Source organism: Corallibacter sp. (assembly GCF_048381695.1).
Taxonomy (GTDB): domain Bacteria; phylum Bacteroidota; class Bacteroidia; order Flavobacteriales; family Flavobacteriaceae; genus Corallibacter; species Corallibacter vietnamensis.
The window spans coordinates 574,181-600,876 of the sequence record NZ_JBLXHI010000001.1 but is presented as its reverse complement, the minus strand read 5'-3'; the positions used below and the strand labels follow the sequence as shown (position 1 = coordinate 600,876).

Here is a 26,696-nt window from a genome sequence, read left to right as displayed (position 1 = left end):
AATATGGTAACTATTTTATTATACAGTATTGTAACTCTTGCTACATTTTTATTAATGGAAGCCATTACTTGGCTTACACACAAATATATTATGCATGGTTTTTTATGGTATTTACATAAGGACCATCATCAACCAAAGTATCCGCATGTTTTTGAAAAAAACGATGCTTTCTTTATCATATTTGCAACTCCTAGTATTCTACTATTTTATTTTGGCGCTGTGCCTAGTTTAAACTTTTTGTTTTTTATTGGATTAGGTATTTTTTTCTACGGAGTTACTTATTTTTTAATTCACGATGTACTTATTCATCAACGTTTTAAATGGTTTAAAAAAACAAAAAACAAATACCTTATAGGACTACGAAAAGCTCACAAAGTACACCACAAACATCTTGGCAAAGAAAAAGGAGAATGTTTTGGATTACTATATGTTCCTAAAAAACATCATAAAAAATAGCGTATGAAAGCTTATACTTACTTATTGGTAGATTTAGCTTGTATCTCAATACCGCTTATTGCTAGTTTTTATAAAAAGCATGCTTTTTACAAAGACTGGAAACCATTTATTAAAGCTAACCTTATTATTGCTCTTTTATTTTTGATATGGGATGCGTTATTTGTTCAAAAAGGCATTTGGGGTTTTAACAATACGTATCTATCAGGCTTTTATATTACAAACCTTCCTATTGAAGAAATTCTATTCTTTATCTGTATTCCTTTTTCATGTGTGTTTACATATTTTTCTACTGTATATTTAATAAAAAACAACCCACTAAAAAACATACAGCACTACATGACACTTGTTGTTATATTAATTTTACTTTTTACAGCTATTATAAATTACAATAGGCTCTATACCTCGGTTACTTTTTTTGTTACTAGCGCCTACTTAAGCATTCATTTATTAAAAAAAACAGACTTATCTTATCATTATTTAAGTTATATATTGGTGCTTCCTTTTTTCTTTATAAGCAACGGCATTTTAACAGGTAGTTTTATAGTGGATCCTATTGTGTGGTACAATGATGCCGAAAACCTAGGAATACGCCTAGGAAACATCCCTATAGAGGATTCAGTTTATGGCTTACTTTTGATAATAAGTAATATTGACTTATATCATTATTTTAAACAAAAAAGTCATTCGTAAAATATTACAAATGACTTTTGTTATTATATTAAAACCTACTTTGTATTAAGAAACTGCCTTTAGTTTTTTTAATGTGGTTTTGGTTAATTTTTCTTCAGCATAAGCTTTAGTTACTTTTAGTTCTTTTTCTTTACTTCCTGGTAACTCAAACATAGCATCTGTAAGGACTTCTTCACACAATGAACGCAATCCTCTAGCTCCTAATTTGTATTCAATAGCTTTTTCAACAATATAGTCTAAAGCGCCATCTGTCATACTAAAAGCAATTTCATCCATTTCAAACAGCTTTTTATACTGTTTTATGATAGCGTTTTTAGGTTCTGTTAAGATAGCTCTCAATGTTTTACCATCCAAAGGATCCATGTATGTTAACACAGGAAGTCTTCCTATTATTTCAGGAATTAATCCAAAATCTTTTAAATCTTTTGGAATAATGTACTGCAATAAGTGCTCGTGGTCAACGCGCTCATCAGACATTGATGCACTATAACCAACAGCTTGCATGTTAAGACGCTTTGAAATAATTTTATCTATACCATCAAAAGCTCCACCAGCAATAAATAAAATATTTTCTGTGTTGACTTCAATAAACTTTTGATCTGGATGTTTACGTCCTCCTTTAGGCGGCACGTTTACAGTTGTTCCTTCAAGAAGCTTAAGTAGAGCTTGCTGAACGCCTTCTCCAGATACGTCTCTAGTTATTGAAGGGTTATCACTTTTTCGAGCTATTTTATCAATCTCATCAATAAAAACAATCCCTTTTTCTGCTTTTTCTAAATTGTAATCTGCTGCTTGTAATAAACGTGTTAAAATGCTTTCAACATCTTCTCCTACATAACCAGCTTCGGTTAGCACAGTAGCATCTACAATAGCTAATGGCACATTAAGCATTTTTGCTACGGTTTTTGCCATTAAGGTTTTTCCTGTTCCGGTTTGTCCTACCATAACGATATTACTTTTTTGTATTTCAATATCGTCATCAGAAGGTGTTTGTAATAATCGCTTGTAATGGTTGTAAACAGCCACAGACATTACTTTTTTTGTCATTTCTTGACCAATAATATACTCATCAAGAAATGTTTTTATTTGCTGTGGTTTACGCAACATAAGCTCGGCAGACAAGTCAGTATTATCACTTTGTTTTGACTCTTCTAAAACAATACCATGTGCTTGCTCTATACATCTGTCACAAATGTGTGCATCTAGCCCAGCGATTAATAAGTTTGTTTCGGGTTTTTTTCTACCACAAAACGAGCATTCTAAATCTTCCTTTGCCATAAATCAGTTTTCTTTTCTTTTTTTAGAATTATTCACGAACTAAAATCTCGTCAATCATTCCATATTCTTTTGCTTTATCAGCTTTCATCCAGTAGTCACGGTCACTATCTGCGTATACTTTGTCGTAATCCTGACCTGAATGTTTACTAATAATGTTATAAAGCTCTTCTTTTAATGTTAATATTTCTCGTGCTGTAATTTCAATATCACTAGCTTGACCTTGCGCACCTCCTAATGGTTGGTGAATCATAACACGTGAGTGAGATAAACCGCTTCGCTTTCCTTTTTCTCCAGCACATAATAATACAGCGCCCATTGATGCTGCCATTCCTGTACAAATAGTTGCTACATCTGGTTTTATAAACTGCATTGTATCATAAATACCTAAACCAGCATAAACGCTACCTCCTGGTGAATTGATATATATTTGAATGTCTTTAGATGCATCTGTACTTTCTAAAAACAATAATTGTGCTTGTATAATATTTGCTACTTGATCGTTAATGGCTGTTCCCATAAAGATAATACGATCCATCATTAAACGAGAAAACACATCAAAAATAGCGATGTTCATTTGGCGTTCTTCAATAATATTTGGAGTCAGGTTTGTTGGATACATACTACTCATTATTTTATTGTAATACGTACTACTAATCCCTTGATCTTTTATAGCGAATTTCTCAAATTCTTTTGCGTAATCCATAGTTTGTCGTGATTGTTTTAATGAAATAAAAAGGCGTTAAAATATAAAATTTCAACGCCTAAATATAAGGATTTATTCTTTAAAAGTTTGTTAACTTATTTATCGCCGTAAACTTCTTTTATAAAGTCTTCGTAAGTAACTTCTTTTGCTTTAAGGTTTGCTTTTTCTTTGTAGATATCAAGCAATCTTTGACTGATAATTTGTTCTGATATACGACGTGCTTCATCTTGATTTGATAAAACTCTAGCTGCAATATCTTCTAATTCTTTATCTGAAGGATTCATTTGACCAAATTGAGCCATTTGCGCTTTTATCATTTGCTTGGCATGGTCTTTAATATCATCCATAGTTACCTTAATATCGTTTTCTACGATAAGTTTACTTTCTATTAATTGGTAACGTAAGCTTTTTTCAGATTTTTCGTACTCTTCTTTTGCTTGCTCTTCTGTTAATTCGTTTTCGCCTGCAGTTTGCATCCATTTTGTTAAAAACTCTGATGGTAAATCAAATTTAGTATTGTCTACTAAATATTCAGTTACATCATTTAATAACTTTTGGTCTGCTTGTTGCTTAAATTGTTTTTCAGCGTCTTCTTTTATTTTTTCTTTTAGTTCTGTAACACTTTTTACAACGTCTTTACCAAATAATTTATCAAATAATTCTTGATCTAAATCTGCTAATTCACGTTCGTTAATTTCTGTTACAGTAAAAGTTACTTCAATATCTAAACCATGAACATCGTCATGTGTTAATTTAAGAGCGTGCATTAATTCATGCTCATCATCATAAAGTCCTTTTGTTTTAAGTTTGATAACATCACCTACTTTTGCTCCTACAAATTTCTTTTCGGTAGCTTTTCCTTTAAATTTATCTAAAGTTAAGGTTACTGTATTTTCAATCTCTTTTTCTTCGTTTTTAAAAGTACCTGTTACTTCGCTATCTTTTGCTATTTCGTCTTGAGAGATTAATTTGCCGTATTGCTTTTGAATGTTTTCAATTTGATCATCAATCATTTTATCTCCAGCAACAATTGTATAACTAGTGATAGCTTTTTTAGATTTTAATTCTACATCAAATTCTGGTGATAATCCTAATTCAAATTCAAATGATAGTTTGTCAGAATCCCAATCTAAATCGTCTTGAGGCTTTGGTAGCGGATGCCCTAAAACGTCAAGTTTCTCTTCTGTTAAATATTTATTTAATGCATCTTGAAGTAATTTGTTTACTTCATCAACCAATACAGCTTTTCCGTATTGTTTTTTCACCATTCCCATTGGCACGTGTCCTTTTCTAAATCCTGGAATGTTTGCTGTTTTACGGTAATCTGATAAGATTTTTTCTACTTTATCGCTATAATCTTCTTTAGCAATATCAACCTTTACCACAGCATTTAATGCGTCAATGTTTTCTCTTGTAATATTCATCGTGTTATGACATAAGCCCAAAGGGCATTTTTAAAACTATTATTTAATTAAAAAGGGTTGCAAAAGTATAACTTTTTTACAACCCTACAAAGTTTTTAACAGCTTGTGTTTCAGTCTATTTTTTATCGTCTTTTAAAAGTGAATATAAAATAGATTGCAGCAATGATAGTAGTAAGCTAAAAAGCAAGGCTGTCCAGAAGCCACTTACGCCAAACCCATCTATAAATTTATCTGCTAATAGAATTATGCATGCATTGATAACTAGCAAAAACAATCCTAATGTTACAATGGTAATTGGCAATGTAAGTATTACCAAAATAGGTTTTACTATAGCGTTAAGCAGTCCTAAAACTATAGCCACAATGATTGCTGAACCAAAACCTTCAACTGCTGCTCCTGGTAAAAGTTTTGCTAAAATAACAACTGCTACAGCTGTTAATAATACTCTAATAATAAGGTTCATAAACGTTGGTTTTTTAGTCTCTTTTCATAAAGATACAAAAAACCTATGATGCTTTTACAAACGTTATAACAGCATTATAAAAATCTTCAGGGTTTTCAGCATGCAACCAGTGACCTGCATTGCTTATAGTTACTATTTGCGCTTCAGGGAAATGATTCTTTATAAGTGTTTCATCTTGTGGCGCTATGTACTCACTTTTATCGCCTCTTAAAAAAAGTGTATCGCCATCAAACTTGGCATGCATAGGTAATGCTTCACCTACTTCACCTACGTGTTTTTTTAGCGCATCTAAGTTCATGCGTAAAGCAAGTGTGCCTTTTTCTACCCAATACAGGTTTTTTAGTAAAAATTGACGTGTTCCAAAATCTGATACGTAACGAGATAATTGTTCATCGGCTTCGCCACGACTTTTTAGTTCAGAAAAGTTTAAGCTACTTAATCCTTCTAGTATGGTATCATGATGTATTGGATAATATCTCGGTGAAATATCTGCAACTAACAATTTAGAAACCAATTCAGGGTAAGTTGTAGCAAAAAGCATCGCTGTTTTGCCTCCCATAGAATGCCCTAGAAGTACAATGTTTTTAAGTTGATGCTTATCGCAGTATTGTTTTAAATCTTCAACAAGAAGTTCATAATCAAAAGCATCAGAATGAAAACTTTTTCCGTGGTTACGCTGATCAATCATGTGAACCTCGAAACCTGTTTCACTAAACTTTTTTCCTAATGTTTTCCAGTTATCGCTCATACCCAAAAAACCATGAAGTATGATAAACGGCGTGCCTTCTCCTAATACATTTGCATGTAAATCCATAATGTTATTTTAGTTTTCGTAAATACATTTGAACAACGTTTTCTATTCCTAAATATAAGCTTTCAGAAATAAGCGCATGACCAATAGACACTTCTAATAAGCCAGGAATGTGCTGTTTAAAAAACTGAATATTATCTAACGATAAATCATGTCCTGCATTTACACCCAAGCCAAGCTCATTGGCCAACTCTGCACATGCCGCGTAAGGCTTTATAGCTTCGTGATTACCTAAACTATATTGATGTGCAAAAGCTTCTGTATACAATTCTATTCTATCTGTTCCGGTTTCTTTAGCGCCTTCTATTTGTTTTAAATCTGGATCTACAAAAATGGATGTTCTAATACCATTTTGTTTAAACTCTTGAATCATTTCAACTAAAAAACCCTTATGCTTAATGGTATCCCAACCTGCGTTACTAGTTATAGCATCTACAGCATCAGGCACCAAAGTTACCTGCGTAGGCTTTATCTCTAAAACCATATTGGTGAATTTTTCTATTGGGTTACCTTCTATATTATATTCGGTATACACTTCAGACTTTAAATCATAGGCATCTTGGTAACGAATATGTCTTTCATCTGGTCTTGGATGAATAGTAACACCTTCTGCTCCAAATTTCTGAACATCTTTAGCAAATTGCACAACATTAGGCATATCGCCTCCACGAGAATTTCTTAAAGTTGCTATCTTATTAATATTTACACTTAACTTTGTCATAAGTTTTATTTTAAGAATACAAAAATACAAACTCAATCACGCTTATTGTAGCATTTTTTAATTAATTTGCAGGAACAACAAAAACACATTTATGAATCTTTCAGACTACATAATAAACGACATAAAGCCTATTTTAATAACAGACAAAATAAGTGATATGCAGTTGTTATTTAATCAATTGACATACTCTCATATTCCTGTTAAGAATGAAGACAATGTGTATTTGGGTTGTTTATCAGAAACTGATGTACATTGTTTTACTAGGAATAAAATCATTTCTGAATGTCATCATGCAATAGAGGGCTTTTTTGTAAGAGACAATACTTTATGGCTTGATGTTTTAGAAGCATTTGCTCAAAACTCAACAAACATTATGCCTGTGCTTGATAGCCGCAACACCTATTTGGGTTACTACGAGTTAAATGATATTATAAACCTTTTTAATGAAACACCTTTCTTTTCTGAAGCAGGTGCTATACTTATTGTTGAAAAAGGATTTAACGATTACTCATTTAGTGAAATAAGCCAGATTGTAGAATCTAACGACGGAAAGCTGCTAGGCGCTTTTATTTCAAAAATTGAAAATGACGTAGCTCAAATTACTTTAAAAATTGGTAATACAAGCCTAAATGATGTTGCACAAACATTTAGACGTTATAGTTACAATATTATTTCTGGTCATGAAGAAGACAACTACATACAAAGCCTAAAAGATCGTTCTGAATATTTAGACAAATACTTAAACATTTAGCGTAATGAAAATAGCCATTTTCGGACAATTCTATCATATTAACGCTGAAGAAGCGGTTAAAATTCTTTTTGATTATTTAAACAAGCATCACCTAAAAGCCTTTATAGAGGAAAACTTTTTTAACATAATAAACAGCCAGTTAAAGACACAAAAAAACTACGACAGTTTTAATACGTTTACTAGTCTTGATAAAAGCTTTGATTTACTTATTAGTATTGGTGGAGACGGAACTATACTTAGAGCCATTACATTGGTAAAGGATCTAGGCATTCCTATAGTAGGTATAAACACTGGCCGTTTAGGATTTTTAGCAACTATTCAAAACGATTATATTACCACTGCTATAGACCATATTTTAAAAGGCAACTATAAAATATCTGAACGCAGTTTATTAGAAATTAAAACCACTCCCGAAAACCCTGATTTAGTTGACATCAATTTTGCTCTAAATGAAATTGCTGTAAGTCGAAAGAATACAACATCTATGATTACCGTAGAAACACAGCTTAATAATGAATACCTTACTTCTTACTGGAGTGATGGCCTAATAGTTGCCACACCTACAGGTTCTACAGGATATTCCTTAAGTTGTGGCGGCCCAGTTATAACACCAGACACAAACAGCTTTGTATTAACACCTATCGCTCCACACAACTTAAGCGCACGACCATTAATTATTCCTGATGCAACTGAAATTCAACTTAAAGTAAGTGGTCGTGAAGAAAATCATTTAGTATCATTAGATTCTAGAATTGCAACATTGAGTAACGAAACCCTTATTACAATAAAAAAAGCACCTTTTAAAATCAAAATGATTGAACTACTAGATGAAAGTTTTCTAGATACATTAAGAAAAAAGCTACTTTGGGGTGAAGACCGACGTAATTAAGCAATAAATTTTAATAAAAGCTGTTTTATCCTAATACAATTTGATTCAAATTGTTATAGGCTAATCTTATTTATTATATTTGCAAACTTTTGAACATTTATGAGGTATTTAACCACAATAGTAATTATCATATTAACAAGCCAATTAAGCTATTCTCAAACCCATGAACTAGGTGTGTTTTTGGGAGCAAGTAATTTTATTGGTGACGTTGGATCAACAAGTCATATTGCTCCTAACAGTCCGGCTTTTGGAGGTATTTATAAGTGGAACAGAAGCCCAAGGCACGCATTTCGTTTTTCATTAATATATTCTGAACTAGAAGGAAAAGACTCTGAATCTGATGACCCTAGACGTGTAGAACGAGACTATAGTTTTAAAAACCAAATTATTGAAGCCTCATTAGGTTTAGAATTTACATTTTTAGATTACGACTTACATGATGAGCGTCCAAAAACAACACCTTATTTATTTACTGGTATTACTGCTGCATATCATGACAACTTCTTTTTCGCAAGAAATAGAGGTTTAATTTCTGAAGACACCTCTAGTATTGCATTTGGTATCCCAATGGTTTTAGGTATAAAAACCAGTATTCTTGGCAACTTTATTTTAGCTGCTGAAATTGGTGCCCGCTACACATTTTCTGACGAAATAGATGGTAGCGTTCCTGATTATGACAATGAAGCTCCTGCAGCTTTTGGAAATACAAATAATAATGATTGGTATGTTTTTACTGGAGTAACCTTAACATATACCTTTGGTAAAAAACCATGCTTTTGCTCTTTTTAATGTGGATTTAAAAAAACAAATACATACAAATGCTTTACCTAAACACATTGCCATTATTATGGATGGTAATGGGCGTTGGGCTAAACAAAAAGGTATGCTACGTGCTTTTGGTCATGAAAATGGCACCAAAGCTGTGAGGCAAGTTGTAGAAGGATGTGCTGAACTTGGCGTTGAAAACCTGACTCTTTATGCGTTTTCAACAGAAAACTGGAACAGACCTAAAATTGAAGTACAAACACTTATGAAACTTCTTGTTTCTTCCTTAAAAAAAGAAATAAGTACACTTCAAAAAAATAATATAAAACTAGCAACCATAGGCAATTCTGAAGCTCTTCCTGAAAAGGTTTATAAAGAGTTACAAGATGTTATTGAAAAAACAAAAGATAACAATAGGATGTGCCTAACATTAGCTTTAAGCTATGGCTCTAGAGAAGAAATACTAAATACAGTTAAAAAAATAAGCCTTAAAGTTAAAAATAATATAATTTCGCCTGAAAAAATTGATGAATCGGTTATAAATAAGCATCTTTACACGCAAAATTTACCAGACGTAGATTTACTAATTAGAACAAGCGGCGAACAACGTATAAGTAATTTCCTACTATGGCAAATTGCATATGCTGAATTATATTTTACAAATGTGCTTTGGCCTGATTTTACAAAAGACCATTTGTATGAGGCCATTATTGATTATCAAAAAAGAGAACGAAGATTTGGGAAAACAAGTGAACAAATTAACTAAACAACTACCTTTGAGAACATATTTAAGTTTAACACTTACCTTATTACTTACAGTAGTTTGCCATAACACTAATGCGCAAGAATTAAATTACAATGAGGGCAAAACATATACCATTGGAGACATTACTGTTTCTGGTGACACCCATTTTAGTGCACAAACAATAGTTACCTATTCTGGCTTAAGAAAAGGCGAAGAAATTCTTATTCCTGGTGAAGAAATTAGTAAAGCCATTAAAAAACTTTGGGATTCCAATTTATTTAATGACATTAATATATACCTACTAAAAACAGAAGGTAATATTGCATATCTTGAAATAAGACTCTCTGATTTACCTGAATTAAATGAGCTTAAAATCAATGGAATTAAGAAGTCTAAAAAAGAGAAACTTATAGAAGAAAACAAATTAGAAAAAGGTGTTAAAGTAACCGAAAACCTAATTACAACAACAAAAAACTACCTAATAAACAAATATAAAAAGGACGGCTTTTACAATGCTAAAGTTTACATAAATACCATAGAAGTAAATGACTCTATAGAGAAATCAAGAGTTAATATGGTTTTAAACATTGACAAAGGAAAAAAAGTAAAAGTAAAAGACATCATCATTACGGGCAATGATTCTATAAAATCAAGAAAGCTACGTAGAGCGATGAAAAACACGAAACAAAAAAGTATCAAAAACCTTTTTAAACGCTCTAAATACATAGAAGCCGACTACAAGGAAGACTTAACAAGCTTCGTAGATAAATATAAAGAAAACGGATACAGAGATGCGCGTATAATTTCAGACACTCTTATTGTAAACAACAAAAAAAATGTCACATTAAAAATTGATGTAGAAGAAGGTACTAAATACAAATTTGGTGATATTAAATTCATAGGTAATACTGTTTATAGCGACAAAGTATTAAATAGTATATTACGAATTGAAAAAGGTGACACATACAACGGTGTACTACTAGACAGACGTATTGCAGACAACACTAAACCTGATGCTGATGATATAACCAATCTATATCAAAACAGTGGTTATTTATTCTCAACCATAAACCCTGTTGAAGTTAATGCTGAAGGAAATGTCATAGACATGGAAATAAGAATTTCAGAAGGTAAACCCGTATACTTTAATAATATATCTGTAACAGGAAATGATGTTACAAATGATAATGTTATATACAGAGAATTATACACAAGACCAGGACAATTATATAGTAAGTCTAATGTGGTAAGAACCATAAGACAGTTAAGTCAATTAGGCTTTTTTGATACAGAAAAAATAGCAACCAATTTCAAAAACCCAAATCCAAACGAAGGTACAATTGATTTAGAATATGGCCTTGAAGAAACTGGATCTAGTCAAGTTGAATTACAAGGAGGCTACGGTGGTGGTGGCTTTATCGGAACTCTAGGATTATCGTTTAATAACTTTTCGTTGAAAAACATATTTAATCCTGATGCATACCACCCAGTACCACGAGGTGATGGTCAAAAATTAGCGCTTCGTTTACAAGCTAGCCGTTTCTACCAGACCTATAGTTTCTCTTTTACCGAACCATGGTTAGGAGGAAAAAAACCTGTTCAGTTCTCAACATCATTATCACACTCAAGACAGTTTTTATATAACTCTTACACTGGTGAAGCTGATAAAGACAAGCGTTTTAATATTACAGGTATTACATTAGGTCTAGCAAAACGACTTACCATTCCTGATGATTACTTTACGTTATCACAAGCTGTAAGTTACCAACATTATGATTTAAAAAACTACAACACTGGTTTATTTACATTTGGTGATGGTTACTCTAACAATTTAGCATACACAATAGGTATCAGTAGAGATAATAGAGGTAATGATCCTGTATTCCCACAAAGAGGATCGTTATTTAGCTTAACAGCAAAACTTTCTGTGCCTTACTCATTGTTTAACAACGTTGATTATGAAGCATTAAAAAGCGAACGTGATGAAAAACAAGCTGTAGTAAATGACGCTAATGAAACTACAACAGTAAGAAATAGCGCTGCCGACCGTATTGCAGAAATAGATCAAGAGCGTTTTAAATGGTTAGAGTTTTACAAAATAAAATTTAAAGCAGAATGGTATACAGAACTTGCTAAAAAGCTTGTTTTGAGACCTAGTTTAGAGTTTGGATTTTTAGGAGCCTACAATCAAGATCGTGGTGTAATTCCTTTTGAAAGATTCTTTCTTGGTGGAGATGGTTTAGGAGGTTATAACCTAGATGGTAGAGAAACAATTGCTTTACGTGGTTATGAGAACCAAAGTTTACAACCAGCAGACGAGAATGGATATTCTACACAAGACGGTGGTACTATCTATAATAAATTCTCTTTAGAGCTTCGTTACCCTATCACATTAAAAGCAACAGCAAAAATTTATGTTCTAGGCTTTTTAGAAGGCGGAGTTTCATATAATGATTTTCATGACTACAACCCATTTGATTTAAAACGTTCAGCTGGATTAGGTTTACGTATTTTCATGCCTGCATTTGGTTTATTAGGAATAGATTTTGGTCATGGATTTGACCCTGCTACTGGACAAACAAGTAAGAGTGGTTGGCAAACACACTTTATAATTGGACAACAATTTTAATTTTGGCACGATATTTTCTATAAACAAATTGATTATTTTAAACCCTGAATTAAAATTTTTAAAATTAAAATTCGTTAATTTTGAAAACATTAATTCAAAAAAGGGGCAGAATAATAATCATCTGTCATTTTTTTAAGAATTTATTATGCTATTAAATTATAAACATGAAACAGATGAGATTTAAAGTTCTTTTTTTAGTGATCGCAGTATTTATGATAAGCTTATCTAGCTTCTCACAAAGAGGTGTTAGAATAGGTTACATAGATACAGAATACATACTTGAGAACGTTCCAGAATATCAAGAAGCTACATCGCAGCTAGAATCTAAAGTGCAAAAATGGAAAACCGAAATTGAAACCCAATTAAGTGGTATTGAACAAAAGCGCAAGGATTTAAGCAACGAAAAAGCCTTATTAACAAAAGAACAGATTGAAGAGCGTGAAGAGGATATTGCTTTTGAAGAAAAAGAAATATTAGATTATCAACAAAAACGATTTGGGCCTAATGGCGATTTAATAATTCAAAAAAAGCAATTAATACAACCTATACAAGATCAAATTTTTGCTGCAGTTCAAGATATCGCTGCAAAAAGAAAATACGATTTTGTGTTTGACAAATCAGCAGATGTTGTAATGCTTTACTCGGCAGATCGTTTTGACTTCAGCGAAGAAGTTATTAGATCTATAACTAGAAGTGCAAAACGTAAACAAGCACAAACAAGAGCCGAGCGCCGAATGGCAGAACAAGAAAGTGTTGTTCCTGAAGTAAACAAAGAGCTAGAAGCAAGAGAAAAAGAAGCTAGTGATCGTAGAGACAGCATTATGGATGCTAGAGAAGCTAGAAAACTTGAAATTCAAAGAAGACGTGACAGTATTATTCAAGCTCGTGCTAAAGCAAGACAAGACAAACTAGACGCTAGAAACCAAACCAGCAACGATGACACAGCTTCTGAAGAAGAAACTATAGAAGAAAACAAAACAAGCGACCAAGATCAAGAACCAAAAACAAGAGAAGAAATTCTTGAAGAACGACGCCAAAAAAAATTAGCTGATAGAGAACGCAGAAAATTAGAACTAGAAGAACGTAAACGACAAATACTAGAAGAGCGTGCAAAGGCTAAAGAAGAAAGAGAAAGTAATAACAATGAACAGTCTGACGAAGACGAAGAAGATTAATAATAAATAACTTAAACACACATTAATACTTAATTAAAATTAAAATGAAACAATTTAGAACCCTTTTATTTGCAGCAGTACTATTTTTAGGAGCAACAAGTTTTATGCAGGCTCAAAGTAAAGTTGCTCATATCAATACGCAAGAATTAATTCAAGCGATGCCAGAATGGAAAACCGCTCAAGGTGAAATGGATAAATTAGGAAAAACCTATGAAGCTGATATTAAAGAAATGGTGACTACATATCAGAATAAAATGAAGCAATACGAATCTGAAGCTTCAACAAAAACTGATGAAGAAAACCAAAAACGTTTAGTTGAAGTACAAACTATGCAACAAAACATTCAGCAATACCAAGGTACTGCACAACAAGAAATGCAAAAGAAAGAAGTTGAATTACTAAAACCTATTACTGAAAAAGCTAAAGCAGCTATATTAAAAGTAGCTAAAGCACAAGGTTACCAATATGTACTTGACTCTACTCAAGGTGGTGGCGTAATTATGGCTGATGGTAAAAACTTACTTGAAGACGTAAAAAAAGAATTAGGATTTTAATTTAAACCCTAATAAAAATCTAAAAAAAGCCACTTTACATAAGTGGCTTTTTTATTTTTGTAATATGAGTAAACAACCTATTGGTGTTTTTGATTCTGGTGTTGGCGGCACTTCCATCTGGAAAGAGCTTAACTTACTATTACCTAATGAGAGTACAATCTATTTAGCCGATAGTAAAAATGCACCTTACGGCAACAAGTCTAAACAAGATATTATAGACTTAAGCATAAAAAACACCGAACTACTTATCAAAAAAGGTTGTAAAATTATTGTTGTAGCCTGTAACACGGCAACAACAAACGCCATAAAAATACTACGAGATCAGTATGACATCCCATTTATAGGTATTGAACCTGCTATTAAGCCTGCTGCTTTAAACACAAAAACAAAAGCCGTTGGTATTTTAGCCACAAAAGGAACGCTATCTAGTGAACTATTTCATAAAACATCAGATTTATATAGTAACGGGATAAAAGTTATAGAACAAGTAGGTGAAGGCCTCGTACCACTTATTGAACAAGGACAAATAGGTAGCCAAGAAATTAAAGTACTTTTAAAAAAATATTTAAAACCTATGATTGATGCTGAAATTGATTATTTGGTTTTAGGATGCACACATTATCCTTATCTGATTCCTGAATTGCTCAAACTACTCCCTAAACATGTTAAAATTATAGATTCTGGTGAAGCCGTTGCAAGACAAACCAAAGCTATTTTAGAAAAAGAACACCTTTTAAACCAGCTTCCTATTACTGCAAAACACACTTTTTACAGTAATGCTCATCCGGATGTTATGACAACGCTGCTAGGGAATAAAAATAAGGCTGAATATTTAGATTTTTAGTTCTCTATTTAAACCAACTAGAATACTTCACATAATTATTAGCAATACGGTCAATCTCTCCAGAAATTAATTCCTTACTTATATCCTTGACTTTTTTTGCTGGAACACCTGCATAAATGCTTCCTGCTTCTACTCTAGTGTTTTGTGTAACAACTGCTCCTGCCGCAATAATACTATTACTTTCAATAACACAATCGTCCATAACAATGCTTCCCATACCGATGAGAACATTATCATGAATAGTACAACCATGCACAATGGCATTATGACCAATAGATACATTATTACCTATAGTTGTTGGTGACTTTTGATACGTTGCATGAATTACAGCGCCATCTTGTACGTTTACTTTATTACCCATTTTTATAAAATGAACATCGCCTCGTATAACAGCATTGAACCAAACGCTACATGTATTTCCCATAATCACTTCTCCTACAATAGTTGCATTTTCTGCGATGTAGCAATCGTCTGGTATTTGTGGTTGTTTTCCTTTTACTGGCTTTATGATTGGCATTTGAATTATTTTTTATTTAAAGTAAGACAATAAATTAGACTTTTTTGAAGCAGATACTAGTATTTCTTTTCCGTTACTTAAAACAACACTACCACCTTTTCCTTTAACATACTTTACAACTTCGTTCACATTTACTAAATATGATTTATGTACTCTTACAAAGCTATCGTTGCTTAAAGTATCTTCAAAATGTTTTAATGTTTTACTTACTACTTTTTTCTTATTGGTAATAAGATGTATTTCTGTATAGTTATCATCGGCTTTACAAAATAGAATATCAGCCGTATTAATAACCTCAAAACCATCTTGCTGCGGTATGGTTACCTTACCATTTATCTGTGTTGTTTTTGGCACTAACACCTGATCTTGCAAAGCTTGCTCTTTGGTTTTTATTTCTGTTACATAATCAACGGCTTTTATAAGCTCGTCTATGGAAATAGGTTTCATTAAATAATACGAAGCGTGTGCGTTTAGCGCATCTATTGCATAATGATTATAGGCAGTCACAAAAATAGTCTCGAAGTTAACATCACCTACCTTATCCAGTAGGTCAAAAGCATTTCCGTAAGGCATTTCTACATCTAGAAAAACAACATCCAAGTCATGATTTCTAATAAGCACCAAACCTTCTTCAATATTTTCAGCTTCTCCAATAACATTTACATTGGGGCAATATTTTTTAAGATAATTTCTTAAAATATCTCTACTTGCAGCTTCATCTTCTACTATTATAGCGTTTAGTTTCATAAGTTTAATTTTCTTTATTTCCTCAACGTAACAACCACTTTTGTTCCTGAATCTTGAGCGTTTGATAAATTATCTACAAATACATCTACTTTATCTTTATACATCGTATTTAAGATATTTACACGTTTTTTTATGTTATTCATAGCTGTAGATTTTTGCTTTTTCTGATGATCTGTTTTAAGAGATTTAGATCGTGCTCTTCCTACTCCATTATCGGTTATTGTTATCGTGATTTCTGACTCTGTTTTTTTACTAACTACAATTTGCAATAAACCTTTTTCGGTTTTGTAACGCAAGCCATGCCATACCGCATTCTCTATATATGGCTGAAGCAACATTGGTGGAATTTGATAATCTTCTACCTCAACATTGTCATTTACTATAATGGAATAATCAAACTTATCTTGAAAACGAAAATGTTCTAACTTGGTGTATAACTCTAGTAGTTCAATTTCTTTCTCTAACGGAATGAAGTCTTTTTCACTGTTTTCTAAAACAGTGCGCATTAAGATAGAAAAATCTGATAAATACTTGTTTGCGGTACGCTCATCGTTTGTGGCTATAAAGCTATTTACCGAGTTTAAAGCATTAAAAATAAAATGCGGATTCATTTGACTACGCAAAGATTTTAAAGCCAATAAATTGTTTGCAAGACGCTGTTGTTTTATGTATTTAAACATAAAATATGCTGTAACCAATAGTAAAACTAAACCTCCAATAAGTGAGTAAATTACAAGTTTTTGACGCTTATTTCGCTCGGCAGTTAACTGATACTTGCTTTCAGCAAGTTGGCGTTCATTTTCCAGGCTCATTATACGATTTTGCTTATTTGCTAAGTCTCTACTAAATCTTGCTGCTTGTATAATTTCTTGTTCCTTTTTTATATAAAGTTCGTCAACTAATCGCTCATAAACCTTTGTTGTAGATAATGCTTTATTATAATCTCCTGCATCACGATATACTTCAGAAAGCTTCCTTGTAGCATCTTTTTGAATGACCAAATCTTCTTTATCTTCGGCAACCTCAATACTCTTCTTTAAGTACGGAATGGCTTTTTCATAGTCATTTTGTAATGCATAAGCTGTACCTATTTTATAGTTTTGCTTTTGAATTGTTATTGGGCTATCATTTGAAATAATTGAATCTTTTTCAATATCCTGAACATCCTTTACAACTTCTTCTCTCAAGGCAATTTCAGCTTCAATAGCGTTATTTTTACTTTGAAACTCGGCAACCTTTTCTTTCTCTTCTACTGCACGTTTCTTACTTTGCTGTGAGGCTAAACTCATCGCAGATTTGTAAAAAGATTCTGCTAAATTTGTAGCACCCATTTTTTCATAAACCTGGGCTATTTTAGAATTTAAATCGGTTATTTTAGGTGATAGTTTTTTATCCTTGGCTATTTCAAGAGCTTTTTTATAGGTGTTTAAGGCTGTTTTTAAATCTTCTGTTTTTAAATAAACATCAGCAAGACCTTCGTACTTTGTTGTTATTTGCCAATTAGATAGCTCTGGCTCTTCTAGTGAATTATAAAGCTCAATACTCTCTTGGTAGTTACCATTAAGTTCATATACTTTGGCCAATTTTAACTTTACTTCATTAGTTTGCACATTATTGAGGCTTATTCGGTAATTTGATATTGCTAAATCGTATTGTTTCCAGTAAACGTTAACATCTCCTAAAACTTCATAAACTTCTGAATTTTGCTTTACAGACTTACTCTCTGATAAGGCTTCTGTTACAAATTGAATGCTTTTTTCTGCATCAGATTTGAGATATACCAACGCAGAGTCTATTAAGGCATTGAACTGTTTAGGACTTTTATATTTACTTTTTACAGAGCTTGATGTAATAGCAGGCTCTACAATTACATCTATACGCTCTCGGCTATTAATAGTGTAATAAATGGTATTGAAATCTTTATGTCTAATTATAAGCTCATCGCCATATTTAACCTGAATTCTAAAGTCTCCAGCTATATTGGTTGTTGTGTAAGCTCCGCCATTTACTTCTATATTTACTTTTGCTATAGGATTTCTAGTATATTTTTCTGTTACAGAGCCTCTTACTGTAAAAACCTCTTCGTTATTTAATGACTTAAATCTTTGAGCAGACAAGCTACTTGCCTGTAAGCAAACAACAAAAAAGATGAAACATTTTAAAACTATTTTCATGTAAATATTGGCTTCAAAATATAAACTTACGCACTTTAACTGATAAAATAAAATAGCCTATAGCTGGAATTAAAAGCTTTAATATGCAATTACTAGGTATAACTAAATAAGTATAGGGTATCACTCATTTTAACGACCTGTTTACTCATTCATAGTTTTTAAATAAAAAAAGCGCCTTGAATATAAGTTCAAGGCGCTTTTTTTATTTTATAAACAGATGTATTATTAGTTTACTGCAGGACAATTACAGTGGTAACGCTCTTTTCTACAGTTAAAGTTATAACCAAGCGTTATTTGATGAAAACCACCATTATTAAACACTACAGAGTTTGCTTGATAAGCGTAAGTATAAGCAAACATAAATTTATTATAGTTTATACCTACAAGTGGCGAAAAATATTGAAGTTTTTGGCTGCTTACGCTACCATTATCATAATATTCTGCACCATCAAAACTACGTCTGTAAGATAAACCTGCCCAAAGCTTACCAAATTCCATTTCTTTGTAAACTTTAGCATTAACATCTATAGATGATTCTTTTGTAGCATCTTTATATTGATACATAATTGAAGGCTCATAAGACCACTCACTACCATATCTGCCAAACACAGTTCCTGCAGACACTAAATAACGTCTTAAATTACTAGTAACCTCAAGATCATTATTTATACCTTCATTTTTTAAAATGTTTTTTACCGTTGCGTGAGCATAAAAGTTATACAAGTGGTAAGAGAAACCAAAATCCATATTAAAATTAGTAGAACTTTGCTCAATTCCTGATATTAAACGATCTGGCAACTCATTAAGAAAAGCAGTTTCGTCTAGTTTATATTGAATAGCACCTACGCTTAAACCAAAAGATAACATGTTTAAGTCTAACTCACTTCTTGAAAACATAATATGGTGTGCATACGTTACATACGCACCGTTTTGAGAATGGTAACCATTTTTATCTGAATAAAAAATAGCACCAATACCTGATTGCGAATCTCCTATTCTTCCATTAGCACTTATTGTTAAAAGTTTAGGCGCATCTTCATGACCAAACCATTGCTGGCGACCTGTCATTCTTATTTTAGCGCAATTTGCTGCACCTGCCATAGATGGATGAATTAAATAATAGTTATCTGTTAGATAATCTGTATAAACAGGAAGTCCTTCTTGAGAGTTTGCAAATTGTGTGAAAAATATCACTGATACTAATATGTAGAATCTTTTCAACATCATAAATTTAGTTTTCAGGGCAGACTGATTAAAACTTATCGTCTGTTTTTATCTTATATAAACTTGTTATTGACCATAAAATTATAATCAGAAGCCAAATATATAAAATTTACTTTTTACAAAAGGCATCATAATAGTTAAAGCCTTTTAATATTCTGAATTTTTAAATCGATTTTTTTCAAAAAAACAATAATGGCCAAATATATGGATAACTGAAGTTAACTTTTAGTATTTTTGTAAAAAAAAATAAAATGAGTCAATATCAAGTTTCAATAAAAGAAACTAACAATCATACCATAATAAAATTTGAGGTAAACACCTTTATTACCCAACATCAAAGTTTTGAATTTAACAACATAGATGATGCTAAAAACTCTCCGTTAGCACAACAGTTATTTTACTTACCGTTTGTAAAAAAAGTTTACATTTCAGGAAATTTTATAGCTGTAGAACGCTACAATATTGTTGAGTGGAAAGATGTACAAGAAGAAGTAGCACAACAAATTGAAGCATTCTTAAATAATGGAGGCGTTGTTTTAGAGGAAGATGCTAAACCTAAAAAGGTTCCCGTAACAGTATATGCGGAAAGCACACCAAATCCTGCAACCATGAAATTTGTTGCAAACAAAAAACTTGTTACAACATCTTATGAATTTACTTCTATTGATGAAGCCATAGTGTCTCCTTTGGCTAGCGAATTATTCCATTTTCCTTTTGTGAAAGCTGTTTTCTTTGATGAAAACTATGTGTCTATTACAAAATATGACATGGCAGATTGGAATGATATTACAATGGAAATTCGTGAGTTTATAAGAAGCTATATCGAGCAAGGTAAAGAAATTTTAAAACCAGATGCACAACAAGTTTTAAAGAAAACAACTGAACAACTAGACGAGTCTTTTGAGGCACTTGATGATACGTCAAAAGAAATTGTAAATATTCTTGAAGAATATGTAAAACCTGCAGTAGCTAGCGATGGTGGAAACATTCAGTTTGAATCTTACAATCCAGATAGTAAAGTTGTAAAAGTTATTTTACAAGGTGCTTGTAGTGGTTGTCCGTCATCAACATTTACTCTAAAAAGCGGTATAGAAAATATGCTTAAAGAAATGTTGCAAGGAAAAATTTCTACTGTAGAAGCTATAAATGGCTAAATAAGTGACTAAACAGCTTTTATGGTGTCAAAAAAATAAGTATTTTTAAGTAAACTTATAAAAGACAAAATCATGGCAGTATTAAAAGTTATAGAAGTCTTATCAAACTCTGATAAGAGCTGGGAAGACGCAACTAAAAAGGCTGTAAAAGAAGCCTCTAAAACAGTAAAAAACATACGTTCTGTTTATGTTCAAGACCAAAGCGCCATTGTAAATGGTGATAATGTAACAGAATTTAGAGTAAATCTAAAACTCACTTTTGAAGTTAAATAACCTATAAAAAATCACCTGTAAAAAGGTGGTTTTTTGTTTTTATGACTATGACGTTATTGATATATATACTTTTAGGATTTATTGCTTTTGAGCATTTGTACTTTTTATATTTAGAAATGTTTCTTTGGACAACAAAAAAAGGCATAAAAGCATTTGGGTTAAAATCAAAGGAGTTTGCTGAAGACACAAAAGTATTAGCAGCCAACCAAGGTTTATACAATGGTTTTCTTGCTGCTGGTATTATTTACGCACTGTTAAATAACAATATGAATTTGGCTGTTTTCTTTTTGACTTGTGTTTCTATAGCTGGTATATACGGCGCATATTCTACAAAAAAGATTACGTTATTTTATATTCAAGCCGTTCCTGCTATTATGACACTTATTCTAGTACTATTAACATAAATTCAACACATAGAATTTTATGTTTCAATTTTTAACCTTATATTAAATTTAAGTGTTTATCACTTTATTATTTTTACATATTAATTAATTTAAAACAAAAACATGGATTTAGAAAAATGGACAAACACAGCCGTTGAATTTGCAACCGAATACGGCTTAAAAGTCATTGGCGCAATTGTATTTTGGATAGTTGGCTCCTGGATTATTAAAAAAATCATGAATGCTACTAAAAAACTTATGACAAAAAGCAATTATGATGAAAGCCTTCAAAAATTCTTAATAAACCTATTAAGTTGGGGATTAAAAATATTGCTAGTTATAACATTATTAGGCGTATTGGGCGTACCAACCACATCATTTGCTGCTGTATTAGCTGCTGCTGGACTAGCTGTAGGTATGGCGCTTCAAGGGTCTCTAGGTAACTTTGCTGGCGGCGTTTTATTAATGATTTTTAAACCTATTAAAATAGGTGACCTAATAGAAGCTCAAGGAGAGATAGGTGTTGTTAAAGAAATAGAAATATTTACTACAAAATTAACTGGCTTATCAAATAAAGAAATTATTATTCCTAACGGTGCTTTATCTAACGGTAATATTGTAAACTATTCAACTGAAGGAACAAGACGTGTAGATTTAGTGTTTGGTGTTGGCTATGAGTCTGACATAAAACAAACCAAAGAAGTACTAATGAACGTACTTACATCGCATCCTAAAGTTTTACAAGATCCTGCACCTGCTGTTACAGTATTAGAGTTGGCAGACAGTTCTATTAATTTTGCTGTAAGACCTTGGTCTAAAACAGAAGATTACTGGGCTGTTTACTTTGATGTAACAGAACAAACAAAAGAAGCGCTTGATGCTGCTGGTATTGAAATACCTTATCCACATCAAGTTGAAATTCATAAAGGTGAATAAAACTTTTATTTAGATTTTGGCTTTATAGCAACAAAATCTTTTAAATAATATGGTTCAAAATAAGCGACGTCTTCTACGTCGCTTATTTTATATTTATTATAAGCTAACAAACTCATACTACTTGCCGATGGTAATTTATCTTCAATAAAAACGGCATTTTTATGAGTCACAACTGTTTTAGTTTTTTCTATAGCGTTACCAATAAAGTAAACGTTTCCGCTTTCTAAATATGTACTAAAAGATGTTGTTTCAATAATTTTTGCCTCTATATCTTGAATAGGTTTATAATCAGCATCAAAAACAGCCGTATAAGCCTCCATACGCCTTGCGTCAAGCATTGGTACTATAATACCGTTTTTTGCTTTCACTTGGTGTGCTAAAGCCTCTAATGTTGAAACTGCTATTAACGGCTTATTTAATGCAAAACAAAGCCCTTTTGCTGCAGACACACCTATACGAAGTCCTGTATAAGATCCAGGACCTTTACTTATAGCTATAGCGTCAAGCTGTGAAGGCTCAATGTTATTTTCTTTAAGTATTGTATCTATAAACACGTGTAAGCGTTCGGCATGTGAATAACCGTTATTGTAATCTTCTTTTAAAGCAAAAGTCTCTCCTTTTTTTGAAAGAGAGACTGAACAATTTGTTGTTGCTGTTTCTATGTTTAGTATAAGTGCCAAAATTATTCTGTCAAAGGTTTACCAAGGTAGAAATCTAATACTTTTGTTTTAAATACAAAATCATATTTTGCATTTATCAATGAAGCTTGAGCATTTACTAATCTAATTCTTGTCTGTTCTAAATCAAATGCATTCATCGCTCCAATATTATAACGCTCTTGAGAGTTTTCAAAAGCTAATTCTTGTGATTCTAATGATTTTTTTGCTGCTAAAAACGCTTTAAATGCTGCTTGAGCATCTGTAAAAGCTCGTTGCACGTTAGATTCTAAATTTAGTTTTGCTTGATCTAAATTAAGCTTACTATTATTCTCCTGAATTAAAGATTTAGCAACTGCAGTTTTGTTTTGAAATCTTGAAAAAATAGGAATTGACACACTTAAATTGAATGTATGACCTTTGTTAACATCAAGCTCTCTAAAAAAAGCTTGTTTTTGAAAATCATTTTTAGATTCACTCCAAACGGAACCAAAACCATAACTAAAACCGACAGATGGATAATAACCTGATTTAGATATTTCAGTGCTTAATTCTGCATTCTCAATATTTTTTTCAGCAACTTTAATTTCATTTCTATTAGCCATAGCATAATCTAAAACCGGATCTACACTGTTATATAGTAACGCTTCTGATGGAGAGCCTATCTCAATAACTGCAACATCAAAACCTTCAAAAGGAACTTGAAGCAATTGAGATAATGATAATAATGATAGTGTATAATTATTCTCTGCTATTGTTACATTTTGTTCGTCAGTACTTAATGTTGCTTCAGAATCATAAATATTTGCTCTTGGCTGAACGCCTGCATCTACTAATGATTTCACTTGGTCTAATTGCTTTTTTGAAAACTCATATTGTGCTTTTGCTGTCTCTAAATTTTCAATATTAAACAAGACATTCAAATAAGCATTAACTACGTTTAATGAAATATCATCTTTAATTCTAGCTAATTCTAGCTTATTTATTTCTAGATTCAGTTGTGATTGCTTGTAAAGGTTTAATGTTCTAAATCCGTTAAAAACATTTTGATTAACTCCAAGATTATAACTAAACGAATGTGTTGTTTGGTTATTAATCCTTTGATTTGTTACTTGATCAAATCCTGAACCAATACTTAATCTTTCTCCTAAACTTCCACTCACAGATGGTAAAAAGTTACCTTTTGCAGCTATAATATCTTGTTCATTTGACAATAGTGTATTTTCTCCTTGCTTTATTGTTATATTATTCTCTAAAGCATAATCTACACATTCTTTTAATGTCCATTTTTTTTCTTGAGAAAAGCTATTAAAAGAGACAGCTGCAAATAAAACAGCACCTGCTAGTAGTTTATTAATTTTCATCATTGTTATCTTTTGATGCTTTATTCCACACTTTAATTTTATCGCCTTCTGCAACACCTTCTACTATTTCTACATTAATTCCGTCAGAAATACCTAACTCAACATATTTTTCTTCGTATGAGCCGTCGTCTTTTTTAATTTCAACATAAGGTTTTTCTGTAATTCTATTAAATTGTAATAACGCTTCTTTTATTACTAGAATACTATCCTTGCTTTCCATTTCAATTTCAGCATTTGCACTATATCCTGCTCTTATTTTTGTAGATTGTTCTACTTGTACATCTGCTTTAATAGTAAATTGTACGGCTCCGTTTTCTTCTAATCCCTTTGGAGCTACAAATGTAAGTTTTGCAGGAAACTCTTTTTCATTTATCGCTCCTAAAACTACAATAATTTCTTTGCCTTCTTCTAGTTTTCCTACTTCAGCCTCATCAACTTTTCCTTCAAAAATCATTTTGCTCATATCTGCTACTAAAGCAATTGTAGTACCTTCGTTAAAGTTGTTACTTTCTATTACTTGATCTCCTTCTCTAACAGGGATTTCTAATACAGTTCCAGATATTTGGGCTATAATGTTTGTGTTTGCAGAACTGCCTCCTGAAAGCGATCCTTGTCTTATAATTTGATAATCATTTTGTGCTTGGTTTAGAGATTCTCTTGCTTGGTTTAGAGATAGCTCACTGTTCTCAAAATCTTGTTTTGATATAACGCCTTTATCAAATAGGGTTTTGTTTCTATCATAAAGTGTTTTTGCGTTGTTGTAAGATAATTGCTCTGTTTTTATTCGACTGTTTGCACTTACCAAACTTTGTTCATTAGGCACAACTCTAATTTTTGCTATTAAATCTCCTTTTTTTACAACATCACCTTCTTCTACCATAATTTTGTCTACAATACCAGAAATTTGAGGTTTAAGTGCAATTTCTTCTTCTGGATTAAGCTTTCCAGTAGCCACTACTTTTGTCTTTATAGACGTGTAAAAAGGTTCTTCTACTTTAAATTCCTCTACTTCTTTAGAGTTGGAGTCTTTAAAGTATTTTATTACCAAAACAAATAGCACTAGTAGTACTATACCAATAATTATTTTTACTGTTTTATTCATTTTAAATTTATGATTGATTATTCTATTCTTCTCTTAATGCTTCTATAGGTTTTATACTTGTGGCTTTGAACGCTGGAATAAGCCCTATTAAAGTGCCTAAAACTACCAAAATAATAAGAGCCACAAAAACAACTGTAATAGAAACTGATGCGTTTACAATAGCTGCGTCGTCGCCTTGCCCAAAAGCAGCATCCATAGCAATAAGTATCCAGCCGCCACTTATTATTCCCATAAAACCAGCTAATAGGGTAATAAAAACGGCTTCTACTAATATTTGTCGTTTTATTTCATAAGGTGTTGCGCCTAATGCTCGCCTTACTCCTATTTCTTTGGTACGTTCTTTTACTGTTATAAGTAATATATTGCCTATAGCAAATACACCTGCTATAAGTGTTGCTATACCTACAAACCAAGTTAAAAATTGCATTCCTGTTAAGAAACCTGTCATTTTAGCAAATTCGTTTCCTAAATTAAAACTTCCAAAAGCTCGGTTATCTTTAGGGTGAATACGGTTTAAGTTTTTAAGTAATAATTTAGAATCTTCTTCTATTTGTTTTATATCAAAATCTGGTTTTCCTGTTATCATCATCCAGCCTATACGATCACCTTGATTGTATATTTGTTGGAATGTTGTAAATGGAATATGCATATCTGATGATGGTCCCATATTCATATTACCATCTTCAAAAATACCAATAACCAAAAAGTTCATTTCATTGATTTGAATGAGCTCTCCCATGGCTTGCTCATCTTTTTCAAAAAGTTGTTTATAGACATTTTCAGAAATAACAACTACTTTTCTGTTATTATCGATATCATTTTGATTTATAAATCGCCCATGGATAAGCTTTTTCTTTTGTACTTTATCTAGAAGAGGATAATCACCATTGATACCAAATGTTCCTGATAAAAAATTGCGAACTACAGTTGCCTGGTTTTGATTTCTAGGCACGACAAACTCAATTCCTTCTATATTCTCTTCTACTTTTCTGGCATCAGACAATGATAACATTACTTGTTTTCCTTCTTGAAAACCTTTGAATGGTTTACTTGTATTTTGCCCCCAAATAAAAACACTATTTGTTGCAAAATCTCCAAAAAGTCTATTAAATGCATTCTCTAAACCTCGAGCAGAGCCTAATAAACCTATAAGCAATAAAATGCCCCACCAAACGCCTACCATAGTAAGTATAGAACGAAGTTTGTTTTTGCTTAAACTATCAAAAACCTCTTGCCAGGTATCTCTATCTGTTAAAAATTTAAACATA

General features: G+C 31.9%; 28 protein-coding genes. 14 read left to right on the top strand and 14 right to left on the bottom strand.

From position 1 onward, the window contains the following. The first annotated feature begins 3 nt into the window (after positions 1 to 3). Together ACN5J3_RS02780 and ACN5J3_RS02775 are read left to right on the top strand one after the other, a co-directional pair. On the top strand, positions 4 to 456 hold the full coding sequence (locus ACN5J3_RS02780; RefSeq protein ID WP_344727921.1) for a carotene hydroxylase: 453 nt from the start codon (positions 4 to 6) through the stop codon (positions 454 to 456). 3 nt (positions 457 to 459) lie between these two features. Continuing rightward, complete coding sequence (locus tag ACN5J3_RS02775; protein ID WP_418510690.1) at positions 460 to 1,146, top strand: lycopene cyclase domain-containing protein; 687 nt, start codon at positions 460 to 462, stop codon at positions 1,144 to 1,146. A 45-nt stretch (positions 1,147 to 1,191) separates the two neighbouring features. Here the strand turns inward: ACN5J3_RS02775 and clpX are convergent, their stop codons facing one another. The 6 genes from clpX to ACN5J3_RS02745 form a co-directional block, all read right to left on the bottom strand. Then, entirely contained in the window at positions 1,192 to 2,424 is a 1,233-nt protein-coding gene (clpX, locus tag ACN5J3_RS02770) for an ATP-dependent Clp protease ATP-binding subunit ClpX (RefSeq protein ID WP_418510689.1), read from the bottom strand. A gap of 28 nt (positions 2,425 to 2,452) precedes the next feature. Next, on the bottom strand, positions 2,453 to 3,127 hold the full coding sequence (clpP, locus tag ACN5J3_RS02765; RefSeq protein WP_344727912.1) for an ATP-dependent Clp endopeptidase proteolytic subunit ClpP: 675 nt from the start codon (positions 3,125 to 3,127) through the stop codon (positions 2,453 to 2,455). Between the two features lie 95 nt (positions 3,128 to 3,222). Next, positions 3,223 to 4,551 carry a trigger factor gene (tig, locus tag ACN5J3_RS02760; RefSeq protein WP_418510688.1) on the bottom strand — a complete coding sequence of 443 codons (1,329 nt, stop codon included), beginning with the start codon at positions 4,549 to 4,551 and terminating at the stop codon, positions 3,223 to 3,225. A 115-nt stretch (positions 4,552 to 4,666) separates the two neighbouring features. After that, positions 4,667 to 5,014 (bottom strand): phage holin family protein, encoded by a 348-nt coding sequence (locus ACN5J3_RS02755; RefSeq protein ID WP_418509108.1) that lies wholly within the window; start codon positions 5,012 to 5,014, stop codon positions 4,667 to 4,669. 43 nt (positions 5,015 to 5,057) lie between these two features. After that, positions 5,058 to 5,828, bottom strand: coding sequence for an alpha/beta fold hydrolase (locus ACN5J3_RS02750; protein WP_418510687.1), 771 nt, complete (start codon positions 5,826 to 5,828; stop codon positions 5,058 to 5,060). 4 nt (positions 5,829 to 5,832) lie between these two features. Continuing rightward, positions 5,833 to 6,546, bottom strand: coding sequence for a pyridoxine 5'-phosphate synthase (locus tag ACN5J3_RS02745; RefSeq protein ID WP_418510686.1), 714 nt, complete (start codon positions 6,544 to 6,546; stop codon positions 5,833 to 5,835). Between the two features lie 91 nt (positions 6,547 to 6,637). On the opposite strand from ACN5J3_RS02745, the gene ACN5J3_RS02740 reads away from it, so the two are divergent. The 8 genes from ACN5J3_RS02740 to murI all read left to right on the top strand — a co-directional run bounded on the left by ACN5J3_RS02740 (position 6,638) and on the right by murI (position 14,898). After that, positions 6,638 to 7,297: an acetoin utilization protein acuB gene (locus ACN5J3_RS02740; protein WP_418510685.1), complete on the top strand. Its 660-nt coding sequence runs from the start codon at positions 6,638 to 6,640 to the stop codon at positions 7,295 to 7,297. A 4-nt stretch (positions 7,298 to 7,301) separates the two neighbouring features. Beyond that, positions 7,302 to 8,186, top strand: coding sequence for an NAD kinase (locus ACN5J3_RS02735; RefSeq protein ID WP_418510684.1), 885 nt, complete (start codon positions 7,302 to 7,304; stop codon positions 8,184 to 8,186). Between the two features lie 99 nt (positions 8,187 to 8,285). Next, a complete protein-coding gene (locus tag ACN5J3_RS02730; RefSeq protein ID WP_418510683.1) occupies positions 8,286 to 8,975 on the top strand; it encodes a DUF6089 family protein in 690 nt (229 codons plus the stop codon). A 58-nt stretch (positions 8,976 to 9,033) separates the two neighbouring features. Then, positions 9,034 to 9,717: an isoprenyl transferase gene (locus ACN5J3_RS02725; RefSeq protein ID WP_418509252.1), complete on the top strand. Its 684-nt coding sequence runs from the start codon at positions 9,034 to 9,036 to the stop codon at positions 9,715 to 9,717. Next, complete coding sequence (locus ACN5J3_RS02720) at positions 9,650 to 12,325, top strand: BamA/OMP85 family outer membrane protein (protein WP_418510682.1); 2,676 nt, start codon at positions 9,650 to 9,652, stop codon at positions 12,323 to 12,325. The genes ACN5J3_RS02725 and ACN5J3_RS02720 overlap by 68 nt, the downstream gene beginning before the upstream one ends. 173 nt (positions 12,326 to 12,498) lie before the next feature. Further along, complete coding sequence (locus ACN5J3_RS02715; protein ID WP_418510681.1) at positions 12,499 to 13,500, top strand: OmpH family outer membrane protein; 1,002 nt, start codon at positions 12,499 to 12,501, stop codon at positions 13,498 to 13,500. 44 nt (positions 13,501 to 13,544) lie between these two features. Then, on the top strand, positions 13,545 to 14,054 hold the full coding sequence (locus tag ACN5J3_RS02710) for an OmpH family outer membrane protein (protein ID WP_344727879.1): 510 nt from the start codon (positions 13,545 to 13,547) through the stop codon (positions 14,052 to 14,054). A gap of 64 nt (positions 14,055 to 14,118) precedes the next feature. Next, a complete protein-coding gene (murI, locus tag ACN5J3_RS02705) occupies positions 14,119 to 14,898 on the top strand; it encodes a glutamate racemase (RefSeq protein ID WP_418509098.1) in 780 nt (259 codons plus the stop codon). Positions 14,899 to 14,902: 4 nt separating this feature from the next. Here murI and ACN5J3_RS02700 read toward each other — a convergent pair whose 3' ends face one another. The 4 genes from ACN5J3_RS02700 to ACN5J3_RS02685 form a co-directional block, all read right to left on the bottom strand. Continuing rightward, a complete protein-coding gene (locus tag ACN5J3_RS02700) occupies positions 14,903 to 15,415 on the bottom strand; it encodes a gamma carbonic anhydrase family protein (protein WP_344727875.1) in 513 nt (170 codons plus the stop codon). Positions 15,416 to 15,427: 12 nt separating this feature from the next. Next, a complete protein-coding gene (locus tag ACN5J3_RS02695; protein WP_418510680.1) occupies positions 15,428 to 16,162 on the bottom strand; it encodes a LytR/AlgR family response regulator transcription factor in 735 nt (244 codons plus the stop codon). A gap of 14 nt (positions 16,163 to 16,176) precedes the next feature. Continuing rightward, a complete protein-coding gene (locus tag ACN5J3_RS02690; protein WP_418510679.1) occupies positions 16,177 to 18,336 on the bottom strand; it encodes a histidine kinase in 2,160 nt (719 codons plus the stop codon). Between the two features lie 225 nt (positions 18,337 to 18,561). Beyond that, positions 18,562 to 19,563 carry a type IX secretion system membrane protein PorP/SprF gene (locus ACN5J3_RS02685; RefSeq protein WP_418510678.1) on the bottom strand — a complete coding sequence of 334 codons (1,002 nt, stop codon included), beginning with the start codon at positions 19,561 to 19,563 and terminating at the stop codon, positions 18,562 to 18,564. A 248-nt stretch (positions 19,564 to 19,811) separates the two neighbouring features. On the opposite strand from ACN5J3_RS02685, the gene ACN5J3_RS02680 reads away from it, so the two are divergent. The 4 genes from ACN5J3_RS02680 to ACN5J3_RS02665 all read left to right on the top strand — a co-directional run bounded on the left by ACN5J3_RS02680 (position 19,812) and on the right by ACN5J3_RS02665 (position 22,306). Beyond that, entirely contained in the window at positions 19,812 to 20,714 is a 903-nt protein-coding gene (locus tag ACN5J3_RS02680; protein ID WP_418510677.1) for a NifU family protein, read from the top strand. Between the two features lie 72 nt (positions 20,715 to 20,786). Then, positions 20,787 to 20,987, top strand: a complete 201-nt coding sequence (locus ACN5J3_RS02675) for a dodecin family protein (RefSeq protein ID WP_344727865.1) — start codon at positions 20,787 to 20,789, stop codon at positions 20,985 to 20,987. A 47-nt stretch (positions 20,988 to 21,034) separates the two neighbouring features. Continuing rightward, entirely contained in the window at positions 21,035 to 21,391 is a 357-nt protein-coding gene (locus tag ACN5J3_RS02670) for a DUF1304 domain-containing protein (RefSeq protein WP_418509092.1), read from the top strand. A gap of 102 nt (positions 21,392 to 21,493) precedes the next feature. After that, positions 21,494 to 22,306, top strand: a complete 813-nt coding sequence (locus ACN5J3_RS02665; protein WP_418509091.1) for a mechanosensitive ion channel family protein — start codon at positions 21,494 to 21,496, stop codon at positions 22,304 to 22,306. 5 nt (positions 22,307 to 22,311) lie between these two features. Here the strand turns inward: ACN5J3_RS02665 and tsaB are convergent, their stop codons facing one another. The 4 genes from tsaB to ACN5J3_RS02645 are packed head-to-tail and all read right to left on the bottom strand — an operon-like array spanning position 22,312 to position 26,695. After that, positions 22,312 to 22,986 (bottom strand): tRNA (adenosine(37)-N6)-threonylcarbamoyltransferase complex dimerization subunit type 1 TsaB, encoded by a 675-nt coding sequence (gene tsaB / locus ACN5J3_RS02660; protein ID WP_418510676.1) that lies wholly within the window; start codon positions 22,984 to 22,986, stop codon positions 22,312 to 22,314. Between the two features lie 2 nt (positions 22,987 to 22,988). Then, positions 22,989 to 24,329, bottom strand: a complete 1,341-nt coding sequence (locus tag ACN5J3_RS02655) for a TolC family protein (protein WP_418510675.1) — start codon at positions 24,327 to 24,329, stop codon at positions 22,989 to 22,991. Beyond that, positions 24,316 to 25,428: an efflux RND transporter periplasmic adaptor subunit gene (locus ACN5J3_RS02650; RefSeq protein ID WP_418510674.1), complete on the bottom strand. Its 1,113-nt coding sequence runs from the start codon at positions 25,426 to 25,428 to the stop codon at positions 24,316 to 24,318. The genes ACN5J3_RS02655 and ACN5J3_RS02650 overlap by 14 nt, the downstream gene beginning before the upstream one ends. 22 nt (positions 25,429 to 25,450) lie before the next feature. Further along, entirely contained in the window at positions 25,451 to 26,695 is a 1,245-nt protein-coding gene (locus tag ACN5J3_RS02645) for an ABC transporter permease (RefSeq protein ID WP_418510673.1), read from the bottom strand. Position 26,696: the final 1 nt, after the last annotated feature.